This window comes from Micromonospora sp. A3M-1-15 (assembly GCF_024213425.1).
GTDB lineage: Bacteria > Actinomycetota > Actinomycetes > Mycobacteriales > Micromonosporaceae > Micromonospora > Micromonospora chersina.
This window is the reverse complement of the sequence record NZ_JANAVK010000002.1, coordinates 402,580-416,097: the sequence shown is the minus strand read 5'-3', so window position 1 is coordinate 416,097 and position 13,518 is coordinate 402,580. Positions and strand designations below refer to the sequence as shown.

The 13,518-nt window shown below is 74.2% G+C and carries 10 protein-coding genes; 6 read left to right on the top strand and 4 right to left on the bottom strand.

Going from position 1 to position 13,518, the window contains the following annotated elements; translation table 11 throughout:
- Positions 1 to 168 precede the first annotated feature (168 nt).
- A complete protein-coding gene (locus NLX85_RS11680; protein WP_254334445.1) occupies positions 169 to 708 on the top strand; it encodes a phospholipase in 540 nt (179 codons plus the stop codon).
- Positions 709 to 778: 70 nt separating this feature from the next.
- Here the strand turns inward: NLX85_RS11680 and NLX85_RS11675 are convergent, their stop codons facing one another.
- Together NLX85_RS11675 and NLX85_RS11670 are read right to left on the bottom strand one after the other, a co-directional pair.
- On the bottom strand, positions 779 to 3,577 hold the full coding sequence (locus NLX85_RS11675; RefSeq protein WP_254334443.1) for an adenylate/guanylate cyclase domain-containing protein: 2,799 nt from the start codon (positions 3,575 to 3,577) through the stop codon (positions 779 to 781).
- A gap of 157 nt (positions 3,578 to 3,734) precedes the next feature.
- Entirely contained in the window at positions 3,735 to 3,956 is a 222-nt protein-coding gene (locus NLX85_RS11670) for a zinc ribbon domain-containing protein (protein ID WP_254334441.1), read from the bottom strand.
- A gap of 38 nt (positions 3,957 to 3,994) precedes the next feature.
- Between NLX85_RS11670 and NLX85_RS11665 the strand changes: the two genes are divergently transcribed.
- The 3 genes from NLX85_RS11665 to NLX85_RS11655 all read left to right on the top strand — a co-directional run bounded on the left by NLX85_RS11665 (position 3,995) and on the right by NLX85_RS11655 (position 9,716).
- Positions 3,995 to 5,260 carry a lytic transglycosylase domain-containing protein gene (locus NLX85_RS11665; protein ID WP_254334439.1) on the top strand — a complete coding sequence of 422 codons (1,266 nt, stop codon included), beginning with the start codon at positions 3,995 to 3,997 and terminating at the stop codon, positions 5,258 to 5,260.
- Between the two features lie 72 nt (positions 5,261 to 5,332).
- Positions 5,333 to 6,349 (top strand): N-acetyltransferase, encoded by a 1,017-nt coding sequence (locus tag NLX85_RS11660; protein ID WP_254335527.1) that lies wholly within the window; start codon positions 5,333 to 5,335, stop codon positions 6,347 to 6,349.
- Positions 6,350 to 6,443: 94 nt separating this feature from the next.
- Positions 6,444 to 9,716, top strand: coding sequence for a lamin tail domain-containing protein (locus NLX85_RS11655; protein ID WP_254334437.1), 3,273 nt, complete (start codon positions 6,444 to 6,446; stop codon positions 9,714 to 9,716).
- A gap of 32 nt (positions 9,717 to 9,748) precedes the next feature.
- Here the strand turns inward: NLX85_RS11655 and NLX85_RS11650 are convergent, their stop codons facing one another.
- The gene (locus NLX85_RS11650; RefSeq protein ID WP_254334435.1) at positions 9,749 to 10,321 is read right to left on the bottom strand and encodes a helix-turn-helix transcriptional regulator; all 573 of its coding nucleotides are present in this window, start codon (positions 10,319 to 10,321) and stop codon (positions 9,749 to 9,751) included.
- 515 nt (positions 10,322 to 10,836) lie between these two features.
- Here NLX85_RS11650 and NLX85_RS11645 point away from each other — a divergent pair.
- A complete protein-coding gene (locus tag NLX85_RS11645; RefSeq protein WP_254334433.1) occupies positions 10,837 to 11,370 on the top strand; it encodes an RNA polymerase sigma factor in 534 nt (177 codons plus the stop codon).
- A 2-nt stretch (positions 11,371 to 11,372) separates the two neighbouring features.
- Complete coding sequence (locus NLX85_RS11640; RefSeq protein WP_254334431.1) at positions 11,373 to 12,533, top strand: hypothetical protein; 1,161 nt, start codon at positions 11,373 to 11,375, stop codon at positions 12,531 to 12,533.
- On the opposite strand, the gene hemB is transcribed toward NLX85_RS11640, so the two are convergent.
- On the bottom strand, positions 12,527 to 13,510 hold the full coding sequence (hemB, locus tag NLX85_RS11635; protein WP_254334429.1) for a porphobilinogen synthase: 984 nt from the start codon (positions 13,508 to 13,510) through the stop codon (positions 12,527 to 12,529). The genes NLX85_RS11640 and hemB overlap by 7 nt on opposite strands.
- Positions 13,511 to 13,518: the final 8 nt, after the last annotated feature.

Sequence of the window (13,518 nt, the reverse complement as noted above, 5' to 3'; positions counted from 1 at the left end):
TCCTCGCATCCGATTACTCGTACACGAGTATATGGTTCGGGCCCGCTCGCGCAAGGCATTCGTCTGTTTCGACGCATGTCACCAACACGTCGTCCGGAGCATCGCCCCCGGTTCCGCAGGTGATCGAAAATCATCGACATCTGACCCACCACCCCCGGGGAGGTACCGGTGTACCGACGTCTCAGCACCCTGCTCGCCGCCGGCACGATCGCCCTGCTCACCGCCATCGGCGTGGCCACCCCCGCCGCCGCCGCGGTGAGCACCGAACAGAAGCTCGCCGTGCTCTCCAGCTGGACGCAGACCAGCGCCAGCAGCTACAGCGCCTGGAACTCCGCCCGGCTCAACAAGTCCGCCTGGACCGAGTACGCCTTCGACTGGTCGACCGACTACTGCTCGTCCAGCCCGGACAACCCACTCGGCTTCAACTTCAGCCTCTCCTGCTACCGGCACGACTTCGGCTACCGCAACTACAAGGCCATGGGCCAGTTCTCGGCCAACAAGTCCCGGCTGGACAGCGCCTTCTACGCCGACCTGAAGCGGGTCTGCGCCACCTACAGCACCATCGTGCGGCCCGCCTGCTACAGCCTGGCCTGGACCTACTACGAAGCGGTAAGCGTCTTCGGCTCCGTGGCGGCCGTCCAGCAGGCCGACCTCGACCGCGCCGCCCGCATGAAGGCCGACGCCGAACGCCGAGCCGCCCTGCGCTGACCCTGTTCCTCGTCGTCGATCAAGAGGTTCGCGTCGCCGGGAGGCCGGGATCCCGACGCGAACCTCTTGATCAACTCGCGGTGGAGCGGCGCGGGGCGGGGGCCGTGAAGCGGGGTGAGTCGGGGGTGGCCAGGTCGGGGTGTTCGAGGTCCATGGCCAGGGCGGCGGCCTCCTCCAGACGGAGGGCGGCGCCGCTGGCGTAGGCGGCGTCGAAGGCGGCGTCGCCGAGGGTGCGCCGCAGTTCCGCCTGGCGGGCCAGCCAGTACGGGCCGTAGATGCCCGGAGTGGCGCGCAGGCTGGCCCGGGTCGCCTGGGCCGCGCCGAAGAGCCGGGCGGCGCTCGCCGGCTCCCCGCCCAGCGCGCAGCGCACCGCGATCGCGTTCAACGTGTCGCAGGCCCGGCCCAGGTAGCCGTGGCTCATCCGGGACCGGAGCGCCACCAGCAGGTGCTCGTGCGCGGCGACGAGATCGCCCCGGGCCAGCGCCACCAGGCCGAGCAGCATGTCCACCGAGCGGCGGCCCCGCTCGACCGGGCGGGCCGCCTCCACCGGGCGGGCGGCGCCGAGCACCTCGGCCGCCTCGTCCAGCGCGCCCCGCCGCCAGAGCAGCTCGGCCAGGTTGTAGACGGCGAGCAGCGCGTCGGAGACCACGTCCTGGGCGTACGCCCAGTCGATGACCTCCCGGCAGACCCGCTCCGCCTCGACGAACTGTCCCATGTCGACGAGCGGCGCGGCCCGGCCCGCGAGCACCCGGGCCAGCAGCCCCAGGTCGCCGGCCTGCCGGGCGGCCGCCTCGGCCCGCTGCGAGTAGCGCAGCTCCTCGGCGAACTCGCCGTCCGCCCCGGCGTGCAGCGAGTGCATGTGGTACGCCGCCGCCAGCTCGGCCTCCGGGATCGGCTCCCCGGTCTCGGCGATCCGGCCGTAGAGCCGGAACAGCCAGAGCCGCCCCTCCCGGGCCAGCCCGCGCTCCCGCCACCACTGGTCCAGCCCCCCGGCCAGGCGCAGCCCGGAGCGGGCGCTGCCGCCCGTGGCGCACCAGCGCAGCGCGGCCCGCAGCTCCCCGGCGAGCGGGTCGAGCGCGTACAGGGAGAGGGTGACCGGCCGGCCGTCCGGGCCCAGGTGGGCGCGGTCCAGGGCGTGCCGGGACCAGGCGACGTGCCGGTCCCGGGCGTGCTGCTCCTCACCGGCCTCGATGAGCCGGCGGGCCGCGTACGCCCGGATCGGGTCCAGCATCCGGTAGGTGCTGCCCGAGGCGTGCGGCTCGGCCAGCACCATCGACTTGTCCACCAGCACCGACAGCGGGTCGAGCGGGTCGTCGTCGAGCAGCCACTGGACGGTGGGCAGGTCCACCGGGCCGGCGAAGACGGCCAGCCAGCGCAGCAGCCGGGCCGAGCGCGCACCCAGCGTCCGGTACGACCAGGTGACCGTGGCCTGCATGGTCAGGTGCCGCTCGTTCGCCGAGCGCTGCACCGCCCGGCTCGCCGGGGTGGCCGGAGCGGCCCCGGTCGCGGCGGCCACCAGGTCGACGGTGTCCTGCTGGTTGCCGGTCCAGCCGACCTCCACCGGGCCCGGCTCCAGCTCCTCCCGCCCGGCGTCCAGGGTGCCCAGCATGTCGTCGAGACGCTCGGCGAGCTGCCCGGCCGAGAGCACCCGCAGCCGCGCGGCCGCCAGCTCGATGGCGAGCGGCAGACCGTCCAACCGGCGCACCACCCGGCGCAGGTCGGCCTGCTCGGCGGGGTCCGGCGCGCGGCCGCCCCGGGCCGCCGTGGTGCGGTCCAGCAGCAGGGCCACCGCGTCGCTCGCCCCGCCGTCCGGCCCCGGGTCCACCGAGAGTGGCGGGATCCGCCACACCACCTCGCCGGGCACGCCGAACGACTCCCGACTGGTGGCCAGCACCCGCACGCCCCGGCCACCGGCCAGCAGCCGGGAGATCACCTCGGCCGACGCGGCCGGCTGGGCGTCGCAGGTGTCCAGCACGACAAGCATCCGCCGCGCCGCCGCGTACTCGACGAGGGTGTCCACCATGGGGCGGCCGGGTTCCGGGCGGAGCCCGAGCACGGCGGCGATCTCGAACGCGACCAGCCCCGGGTCGGTCACCGCGGCGACGTCGACGAACCACACCCCGTCCGGGTACGCCTCGACCACCCCGGAGGCCAGCTCCACCGCCAGCCGGGTCTTGCCGGCGCCGCCCGCGCCCAGCACGGTCACCAGCCGGTACGTCTCGACCAGCCGCCGCAGCTCGGCCCGCTCGGCCTCCCGGCCGACGAACGACGTGACCTGGGTGGGCAGGTTGTGCGCCACCGCGTCGGCGGTACGCGGCCGCGGAAAGCTCCGCTCCAGGCCGGGCGCGACGAGCTGGAACAACCGTTCCCGGTCGTCGAAGCCGCGCAGCCGGTGCAGCCCGAGGTCCAACAGGGACACTCCGTCGGGCAGCGGGTCGGCGTGCCGGGCGGTCGCGGCGGAGCACAGCACCTGTCCACCGTGGGCGGCGGCGGCCACCCGGGCCGCCCGGTGCACCTCGGGGCTGGCGTACTCGCCGTCGCGGGGTTCGGCGTAGCCGGTGTGCAGGCCCATCCGGACCCGGGGCGCGGCCTCCGGGGTGGGCCAGTCGTGGCCGGCCAGCGCGCGTTGCGCGGTGAGGCAGGCGTGCACCGCCGTTGCCGCGTCCGGGAAGGCGAGGAAGAACGAGTCGCCCTCGGTCAGCAGCTCCGCCCCGTCGGTGCCGGCCAGCGTGTGGCGCAGCAGCCGGCGGTGTTCCCGCAGCACCGGGCGGTAGCCCGGACCGAGCAGCTGGGCCAGCCGCGTGGAGCCCTCGATGTCGGTGAAGACGAAGGTCACCCAACCGCTCGGGAGGTCGATCCGTGGCGACATGCGTGGAACCTCCGCCCCGTGACGTCGGCTTCATGCTGCCCTATGGTCACGCGGTCACGCATCGTGAGAACGGTCGGGCAGATTCCGACCCAAGGTGCCAAAGGATCACACGGGCGGCAGGCCGGACCGACCGGCGGGCCGAGGGTGGGCGGGGTCGTCAGCAGCCGCAGGCGCCACCGCAGCAGCCGCCGCCCGCCGGGGCGGACGGCCCGCCGACCGGCCCGGAGCCGCCCCGGCCGGTGACCGCGACGGTGGAGAGCAGCTTCACCGTGTCGGCGTGTCCCTGCGGGCAGGAGGCCGGCTGGCCGGCCTCGGCCATCGGGCGGTTGACCTCGAAGGTGTCGCCGCATGCGCGGCAGCGGAAGTCGTAGCGGGGCATGCCATCAGCGTACGACCGGACCTGACGCCCCGACAGCCATGGGTGATACTCGACGGGTGGTGGACGGCGAGCAGCGATCGACGGTTCGGCCCCTGCGACCGGCCGCGCCGCCCGACGGCGGCGCCGGCCCCGTCCCCCGCCCCCGCAGCAACCCGGCACCCGAGCCGGCCGCCGACGGCAGGGCGGATGCGAAGACGGCGCCCGTGGACCCGCCGGCGGAGCCGGTCGACCCGAAGGCCGAGCCGGCCGGTCCGAAGGTGGACCCGGTCGCCGCGGAGGCCGAGCCGAAGACGGAGCCGGTCGCCGCGGAGGCCGCACCGACCGTCGAGCCGGTGGCCGGTCGACGGCGGCGGGTGCCGTTCGCGCACGCGGTCGGGGTGCCGCCCCGGCAGCTCGCCGTCGGCGCGGCCCGGGCCACCCGCGCCTGGTCGCGCCGGCCCAGCGGGCGCACGACCCTGCCCGCTCTCTTCCTGCTCGCCCTGGTCGCGGCCACCGCCGCGGCCGGCGCGCTGCTGGTGCCCGCGGCGGTCCGCAAGCCGCAGCCGGTGGCCGTCGACGCCACCACGAACGCCCCGGTGCTGGGCGTACCCCAGACGGGCGCGGCGCCCGGGGCGACCGGCGTCCCGGTGGGCCCCGGCGCGACGGGACTGCCGGGCACCCCCCTCCCGACGCTCACGGCCACGCCGGGTGGCACGCCGACCGGCCCGGTCGTCGGCCCGGTGACACCCGCCCGGCCGGCGGACGCGCTGGCCGGCTGGGCGCAGCAGGTGAGCGCGGCCACCGGCATCCCGCAGGTCGCCATGCAGGCGTACGGCTACGCCGAGCTGGTGCTCGCCCAGACGCAGCGCAGCTGCCAGCTGAGCTGGACCACGCTGGCCGCGATCGGCTACGTGGAGTCCCGCCACGGGTCGGCCAACAAAGCCACGCTCCGGCCAGACGGCGTCGCCGCGCCGGAGATCCTCGGCGCCCCGCTCGACGGGCAGGGCGGCCGCTCCCGGATCCTCGACACCGACCGGGGCCAGCTCGACCACGACCCGGTCTACGACAAGGCGCTCGGCCCGATGCAGTTCATCCCGAGCACCTGGCAGGAGATCGGCGCGGACGCCGACAACGACGGCGTCAGGAACCCGCACGACATCGACGACGCGGCCCTGGCCGCCGGCCGCTACCTGTGCAAGGGCGGCCGGAACATGACCATCCCGGGCGACTGGTGGGGCGCCATCCTGTCCTACAACGATGTACGCCGCTATGCCCAGGACGTCTTCGACAAGGCCGACGAATACGGACGGCTCAGCGGTACGTGACGTGACCGGTCGCGTACATTCACGGACTGGACCCTTCCCCCGGGCAGCCGTTGACGGCAAGCTAGACGGGTGATGGTGCGCGAGTGGGACCCGCTGACCGCGTCGTCCGCCGAGATCGCGTCGCTGCTGGACACGCTGAACGCGGTGCTGGCGGCCGATCTGCCGCAGGATCCGCCCTGGCGGGCGAGCTCCCTGCGCGAGTACCTCTCCGAGGTCATGCCGGGTGAGCGCCGGATCTCCTGGGTCGCCGAGGGCGACCCAACCGCGGACGGCACGCCCGGGCCGATGCTCGGTCACGTCAACGTGCTGCTCCTCGGCGGCATGGGTGTGCTGGAGGTGCTGGTCCGCCCGGAGCTGCGGCGCACCGGGCTCGGCCGCGAGCTGGTCCGGGTGGCCGCCCGCCGGGTCTGGGACGAGGGCTTCCAGTCGATCGGCGTGGAGGTGGTCGGCGACACCCCGGCCGTGGCGTTCTACGAGGCGCTCGGCTTCACCAGGGAATACGTCGAGACCCGCAGCGTGCTCGACCTGGGCACGGTGGAGTGGCCGGCGCTGGCCGAGATGGCCACCGAGGTGGGCGCCGGCTACCACGTCGAGTTCTGCCCGGGCGGGCCGCCGGACGACCTGATCGAGGCGTACGCGCGGGCGAAGGCCGAGGTGCGTGACGTCGACGACGGCGAGCTGCGGCCCAGCTCCTACGACCCGCAGCGGCTGCGGGAGAGCCTCGACACGCTGCACCGGCGGGGCATGAAGCCCTACATCGTGCTGGCCCTGCACGAGCAGACCGGCGAGGTGGCCGGGCTGACCGAGGTGGTGGTGCCGGCGCAGCACCCGACCCGGGCCGACCAGTACGACACCATCGTGGTCCGCGACCACCGGGGCTACGGCATCGACCGGGCCATCAAGGCCCGGATGCTGCTGGAGCTGCGGTCCGCCGAGCCCGAGCTGGCCGAGGTGCAGACCTGGAACGCGCAGGCCAACGAGGCGATGTTGAAGGTCAACGCGGAGCTGGGCTACCGCCCCGACCGGGACTGGTGCGAATACAGCGTCGACGTGGCCGAGCTGGTGCACCGGCTCGACAACCAGCGCTGACGGATATTCATCAAACGGCTGCCCGGGGGATGGACGGCGGACCGGAACGGCACTTAACGTGCGTTAGTTCCTGTCCACCCATCGTGGAGGCTCCATGCGCACGCGCCGCACCTTCGCCGCGCTCGCGACCACCGCCGCCGTCTCCGTCACGGCCATCGGGATCGCACCCCCCGCGGCCAGCGCCGCGCCTACCGACCTGTTCATCTCCGAGTACGTCGAGGGCTCGTCCAACAACAAGGCCGTCGAGCTCTACAACGGCACCGGCGCGCCGATCGACCTGGCCGCCGCCGGTTACCAGCTCCAACTCTTCTTCAACGGCGCCACCACCTCGACGAACGTGCCGCTGACCGGCACGGTCGCCCCCGGTGACGTCTTCGTCTTCGCCGCCTCGACGGCCGCGCCGGCGATCCTCGCCCAGGCCGACCAGACCTACGGCGGATCGCTCTACAACGGCGACGACGCGATCGTGCTGCGCAAGGGCACGACCGTGGTCGACTCGATCGGCCAGGTCGGCGTCGATCCCGGCTCCGAGTGGGGCGCCGGGCTCACCAGCACCGCCGACAACACCCTGCGGCGGCTGCCCTCGGTGAGCGCCGGCGACACCGACTCGGCCGACCCGTTCGACCCGGCAGTCCAGTGGGCGGGCTTCGCCGCCGACACCTTCGACGGGCTGGGCAGCCACACCATCGACGGCGGCGGCCCGGTCGACCAGGCGCCGACGCTGACCTGTGGCGGCGCGCTGACCCTGGAGGCCGGCGCCACCGCGACCCGCCAGGTCACCGCCACCGACGCCGACGACACCGTCACCGACCTCGCGGTCACCGCGGTCAACCCGACGCCGGCGAGCGGCTCGATCAGCCGTACCGCGTTCACCCCGGCCACCGCGGCCGGTGGCACGGCCACCGCGACGCTGACCGCCACGGGCCTCCCGGCCGGCGCCTACTCGGTCACCGTGACCTCGACCGACGCCGAGGGCGGCACCGCGACCTGCACGCTGACCGTGCAGGCCACCGCCGTGCTGTCGGTGGGCGAGGTGCAGGGTCGCACCGGTGACGACGAGGACGGCCGCACGGACCGGTCGCCGCTCGCCCCGGCCAGCGGCAACGGCACCAGCTCCATGCTCTACGACGTACGCGGCGTGATCACCCAGAAGTCGCTGACCCGCACCTCCGCCGGGGCCGACCAGTGGGGCTTCTACCTGCAGAGCCGCACCGGCGCCGAGGACGGCGACCCGCTCACCTCGGACGGCATCTTCGTCTTCATGGGCTCGTTCACCACGCTGATCGGCGGCTACGCCCCGACCGTCGGCGACGAGGTGGTGCTCCGCGGCCGCGTCTCCGAGTACTTCAACCAGACCCAGCTCTCCAGCGCCTCCCTGGTGCGCAAGCTCGACTCCGGGCTCGACGTGGACACCGCCGTGCGCGTGGACGACGCCCGGCCGCCGGCCGACGCGGCCGCCGCCGGCCTGTTCTGGGAGCGGCACGAGGGCGAGCGGATGCGGGTCCGCTCCGGCAGCGGGGTCTCCGCCCCGCGGCACATCTTCGCGTCCACCCTGGACTCCGAGGTCTACGTGCTGGACCGCGAGGACCCGATCATGAAGCGGTCCGACCCGTACGCCCGCCGGGTGTTCCGGGACGCGCACCCGCTGGACGACATCCCGGGCACGCTCTTCGACAACGGCAACTACCAGCGCATCCTGCTGGGCGCCGGCGGCGTGAAGGCGACCGCCGGGGACTCGAAGGCGCTGCTGCCGGAGGCCCGTACCTTCGACACGCTGACCGAGGACGCCTACGGCGCCATCTCGTACGCGTTCAGCAAGTACAGCGTGCAGCCCGAGCAGCTCACCCTGACCGGCGGCGCGGACCCGGCGGAGAACAACCCGCCGCAGCCGGCCGACCGGGGCAGCGAGGTCGCGGTCGCCACCTACAACGTGGAGAACCTGTACGACTACCGGGACGACCCGTTCGACGGCTGCGACTTCGCCGGCAACTCGGGTTGCGCCGGGGTCAGCCCGCCGTTCGACTACGTGCCGGCCAGCGAGGCGGCGTACACCGAGAAGCTGGGTGTGCAGGCGCGGCAGATCATCGGTGCCCTGCACAGCCCGGACCTGCTGCTCGTGCAGGAGGCCGAGGACCAGGACATCTGCGCGGTGGCCGACGGCAAGCTGGTCTGCGGCGACACGAACAACGCCGACGGCGCGCCGGACACCGTCCAGGAGCTGGCGCTGGCCATCACGGCCAACGGCGGCCCCGCCTACGCGGCGGCGTACGACCGGACCGGCGCGGACGCCCGGGGCATCGCCTCGGCGTTCCTTTACCGCACCGACCGGCTGACGCTGGCCGAGGCGAGCGCCGGCGACCCGGTGCTGGGCTCGGCGCCGACCGTGCAGTACCGCTCGGCGGCCCTGCCGTCGAACGCCGACGTGCAGAACCCGAAGGGGTTCAACGCCGTCCTTCCGGCCGACGTGGACCGCTCGACCGGGGTGGACGGCAGCAACGTCTACACCCGGGCGGCCCAGCTGGCCAAGTTCACGGTGGCGGCGGCGCCCGGCTCGACCGAGCACTTCACGCTCTGGGCGGCCACCAACCACTTCTCGTCCGGGCCGGACAGCCGGGTCGGGCAGCGGCGGGAGCAGGCCGCGTACGGGGCGGCGCTGGTCCAGGCCGTCGAGGCGGCCGACCCGAACGCGCGGGTGATCTACGGCGGGGACCTCAACGTCTTCCCGCGTCCGGACGACCCGATCGCCACGGCGGCGAACCCGACGCCGTCGGACCAGCTCGCCCCGCTGTACCAGGCCGGCCTGCACAACCTCTGGGACGACCTGGTGGCGGACGTGCCGGCGGCGGCGTACTCGTACACCTACGACGGGCAGGCGCAGACGCTGGACAACCTCTTCGTCAACGACCCGCTGCACGAGGACCTGGTGCAGGTACGCACGGCGCACATCAACGCCGACTACCCCACCGACGCCGAGGGCCTGGGTGACCGCGGGGCCAGCGACCACGACCCGCAGGTGGCCCGGTTCCGTTCCCGCGCGTCGCTGAGCGTCTCCGACGCCGCGGTGGCCGAGGGCGACAAGGGCGACAGCACCATGACGTTCACGGTGACCGTCTCCCGCCCGCTCTCGGAGCCGGCCCTGCTCTGCGCCACCACGTACGGCACGACGGCGCAGGCCGGGTCGGACTACGACCCGTACGTGGGTTGCCAGACCCTGGCCGCCGGCCAGACCTCGCTGACCTTCCCGGTGACCGTCCGCGGTGACCGGAAGCGCGAGGCGGACGAGCAGCTCAAGCTGTACGTGGCGGGCGTGCCGGGCCTCCGGCTCGCCGACCCGGTCGGCGTGGGCACCATCCGCGACGACGACTGACGGCGGTACCGCGAAGCGGCCCGTCGCCCGGCTCACCAGCCGGGTGGCGGGCCGTTGCGGTAGCCGCACCGCTGCGGGTCGCGCGGCGGCGGTACGGCCCGGAACTTGGCCACCCGCACCTCCCATTGGCTGCGCCGGCGCAGGGCGTCCCGGTAGGCCCGGTCGCGGTAGAAGGTCTCCGGCGGGCGGGCCAGGCCGTAGAGGTCGGCCCACCACTCCCCCGGCTCCGGGTCGGCGATCACGTCCAGGTGGGACGGATATCGGCGCTCGGCGCCGTCTCGCAGGTCGTCGCGGTCCCGCATCGGCGCAAGCACCCGGCCGAACTCGTCGACCACGGCGAGACGGAACCCGGCTACGCCGATGATCCGACGGAGCATGGCGATGCTCGGGGTCAGCGTGCCGGCCTCGATCCGCCCGACGGTCGACGGATGGACCCGGGCGACGCGGGCGAGCTCCCGCTGGCTGACGTCGGCCCGTCGGCGGACCGCCCGAACGACGCCGGCGGCGGGCCACGGGATGTCGAAGGGGTCGGTGAGCATCGTGGGCGGCTCGACAGGTTCGTCGGTCGTGACCGCCGGCTCGTCAGGGTTGGCGGGGGCGCTCATGCGGCCACGCTCTTCCCTCGCCCGGAAATCGGCAACCCCGACCGGTCCGGCTGTGGACAACCACGGAGGCTGTGGACAGGCCGCGCCAGCCGACCATCCGCCCGCAGCCCTGTCCCGGGGCCGGAAAACCAGCACTGAGCGTGAGGATGGTGGAGCGTCAGCGAATGTTCGTCGCCCTTGGCCGGATCCGAGCCGCTCGGGACTCCGAAACGGTCGCAATATGGACGAGGCAGGCGCGTTCGCCGTGGTGGCCCCACCCCCTCCACCCCGCTTTGCCCTGCAGCCCCATACGCAACGGACACGGAGAGTTGCCGCTGCGCGGATGGCTGCAGAGCAAAGCGAGCGCGGGTGAGGGGCGGGGGCCCGGGTTCGGGAGACGCAGAGTGACCGTGCGCGGCCGCCATTCCCACCTCGGGCCGAGCCGTCGGCCTCGAATGCCGGTACCGGTCGGTCGTTCCAGCCCCGCGCCGAGCCGGAGCCGGGAACGAATTCCACCCCCGGAGCGTGTACCGGACATGGGAAGCCAGCCCTCGGCGCCGGCCGGTCCGCCGGACGTGTTGCCGCGTTCACGCGACACGCCCCCGCACCTGCCGTTCGAGCAGTTCTACCGGGACCACGTGGACCGGATCCACCGCGCGCTCGCACTGGCCGTCGGGGACACCGCGGTGGCCCGGGAGGCGACCGACGAGGCGATGGCCCGGGCGTACGCCCGGTGGGACCGGGTGCGCCGGCTGGACAACCCGGGTGGGTGGGTCTTCCGGGTCGGCCTGAACTGGGCCACCTCCTGGTGGCGGAAGGTGCGCCGGGAACGGCCACCGGCCGAGGACCGGTATCCGGCCGCGGCCGCCCCGGATCCCGCCGGGCTGGCCGCCCGGTCGGCCCTGGAACTGCTGCCCGTGAGCCGGCGCACCGTGATCGTCTGCCGGGTGCTGCTGGATCTCTCCACCGCCGAGACCGCCGCCGTGCTGGACCTGACCGAAGGCACCGTCCGCAGCCGCCTCTCCCGGGGGCTGGCCGAACTGCGGGCCGCGCTGGCCGAGGAGGAGTGACCGTGGACGCCGTACCCGAAGACCTTGCCGAGCTGGTCCACCGCGCCGCTCGCGCCACCGGGCCGCACCCGGCGGACCTGGCGGCCATCCGCCGGCGAGCCCGCGCCCGGCGTCGTCGGCGGGGCGTGACCGGGGCGGCCGGGCTGGTGGCGCTGATCGCCCTGACCGGGGGTGCCGTGCCGCTGCTGGTCCACGAGCACCGGCCGGCCGCGACGGTTGCCGCGCCGTCGACGTCACCGGCCGCTCCCGACCTGCCACCGCCGACACCGGTGCCGGCGCAGCGGCTGATGCTGAAAGGTGATGGCGGCACCGTGCGACCGCACCGGACCGGGGCGGAGATCGGTCTGCTCCCTGGGGTCGCGGACGAGCTGCGCAGCGACGGCTCGGTGGTCCGGCACCGGGTCCCCGCCGGCTGGCAGGAGACCGTGGCGCTGTCCGACGGACGGTTGGTCGGGCTCACGTTCACCGACCTCATGCCCGGCGTGCGGCGGACGGACGGCCCGGACGTGGCCGGTCTCTCCATCAAACTCACGGTGCTCAGCGCGGAGGGACACGTCGAGGTCAGCCGGGAGATCCGGGTCAGGGGCCAGGCCCTCGGACTGGCCGGTGCCGACGCGCGGTATGCCTACCTGGCCCGGGACGGCGTGGGCCTGGTGTCCCACGAGCTGACCACAGGCCGGGAGAAGACCCTGATCCGGGTGCCGACGAAGGTCGACGGCGAGCTGCCGTTCCGCGCGGCCGACGTGACGGCTGGCCGCGTGGTGTCGGTGACCGGCCCGGCCGACATGACCCGCTGCCAGCTCGACGTGCGTCGACTCGCCGGCGGGAGCCGGCTGTCGCGGCTGACCGTGGCCGGGGAGTGTGCCCCGTCGGTCCGGCTCTCCCCGGACGGCAGCCTCGTCGCGGTCCCCTACCGCCGCCCGAACGGTCGGGACCTCGACTACCGGCTGGCGATCCTGGAGACCGTTACCGGGCAGCTCCGGGCTGACCAGCCGCTCGGGACGGCCAGCCCGACCTACGGGATGACGGGCGGAGGGACCTGGGGTGCCGCCTGGGTCGACGACACCACCGTGCGGGTGGTCTGGGCGCAGCTACCGGACCCGCCCCGGAAGGTCTACTCCGTCGCGGAGCTGGCCCGGGTGGTGACGGTCGGCGTTCAGTAGCGCTGGCGGAGCAGCTGGGCGGCCTCGACCGCCCAGTAGGTGAGGATGATCTGCGCGCCGGCCCGGCGGATCGAGGTGAGCGTCTCCAGGATCACCCGCTCGCGGTCGATCCAGCCGTTCGCGGCGGCCGCCTCGACCATGGCGTACTCGCCGGAGACCTGGTAGGCGGCGACCGGGACGTTGACCGCGGCCCGGACCGCCGCCACCACGTCGAGGTAGGGCAGGGCCGGCTTGACCATCACCATGTCGGCGCCCTCGGCCACGTCCAGCTCGACTTCGCGCAGCGACTCCCGCAGGTTCGCCGGGTCCTGCTGGTAGGTGCACCGGTCGCCCTCGAGCGCCGACTCCACGGCGTCCCGGAACGGGCCGAAGAAGCCGGAGGCGTACTTCACGGCGTACGCGAGCACCGAGACGTCCTGGTGCCCGGCGGCGTCCAGGGCCCGGCGGACCGCGCCGACCTGGCCGTCCATCATCCCGGACGGCCCGACCACGTGGACCCCGGCGTCGGCCTGGGCGACCGCCATGTCGGCGTACGCGGCGAGCGTGGCGTCGTTGTCCACGCCGCCGTCCGGGGTGAGCAGGCCGCAGTGCCCGTGCGAGGTGAACTCGTCCAGGCAGAGGTCGCTCATCACCACGGTGGCGTCGCCGACCTCGGCGATCACGTCGCGGATGGCCACGTTGAGGATGCCGTTCGGGTCGATGCCGCCCGACCCGGTCTCGTCCCGCGACGCCGGCACCCCGAAGAGCATGATCCCGCCGACCCCGGCCTGGACCGCCTCGACGGCGGCCTTGCGCAGCGAGTCCCGGGAGTGCTGGAGCACTCCCGGGAGCGACGCCACGGCCCGCGGCTCGGTCAGCCCCTCCTTGACGAACATCGGCACGACCAGCTCGGCCGGGTCGACGCGGGTCTCGGAGACCAGCCGCCGCACGGCCGCGGTGCGCCGCAGTCGGCGGGGTCGGATCTCGGGGTACGACATGGAGGGCC

Bases quoted from the DNA above. Each gene is read 5' to 3' on its own strand.
- hemB (WP_254334429.1), bottom strand. From the start codon at position 13,510: ATGTCGTACCCCGAGATCCGACCCCGCCGACTGCGGCGCACCGCGGCC.
- NLX85_RS11655 (WP_254334437.1), top strand. From the start codon at position 6,444: ATGCGCACGCGCCGCACCTTCGCCGCGCTCGCGACCACCGCCGCCGTC.
- NLX85_RS11675 (WP_254334443.1), bottom strand. From the start codon at position 3,577: ATGTCGCCACGGATCGACCTCCCGAGCGGTTGGGTGACCTTCGTCTTC.
- NLX85_RS11670 (WP_254334441.1), bottom strand. From the start codon at position 3,956: ATGCCCCGCTACGACTTCCGCTGCCGCGCATGCGGCGACACCTTCGAG.
- NLX85_RS11665 (WP_254334439.1), top strand. From the start codon at position 3,995: ATGGGTGATACTCGACGGGTGGTGGACGGCGAGCAGCGATCGACGGTT.
- NLX85_RS11645 (WP_254334433.1), top strand. From the start codon at position 10,837: ATGGGAAGCCAGCCCTCGGCGCCGGCCGGTCCGCCGGACGTGTTGCCG.
- NLX85_RS11660 (WP_254335527.1), top strand. From the start codon at position 5,333: ATGGTGCGCGAGTGGGACCCGCTGACCGCGTCGTCCGCCGAGATCGCG.
- NLX85_RS11650 (WP_254334435.1), bottom strand. From the start codon at position 10,321: ATGAGCGCCCCCGCCAACCCTGACGAGCCGGCGGTCACGACCGACGAA.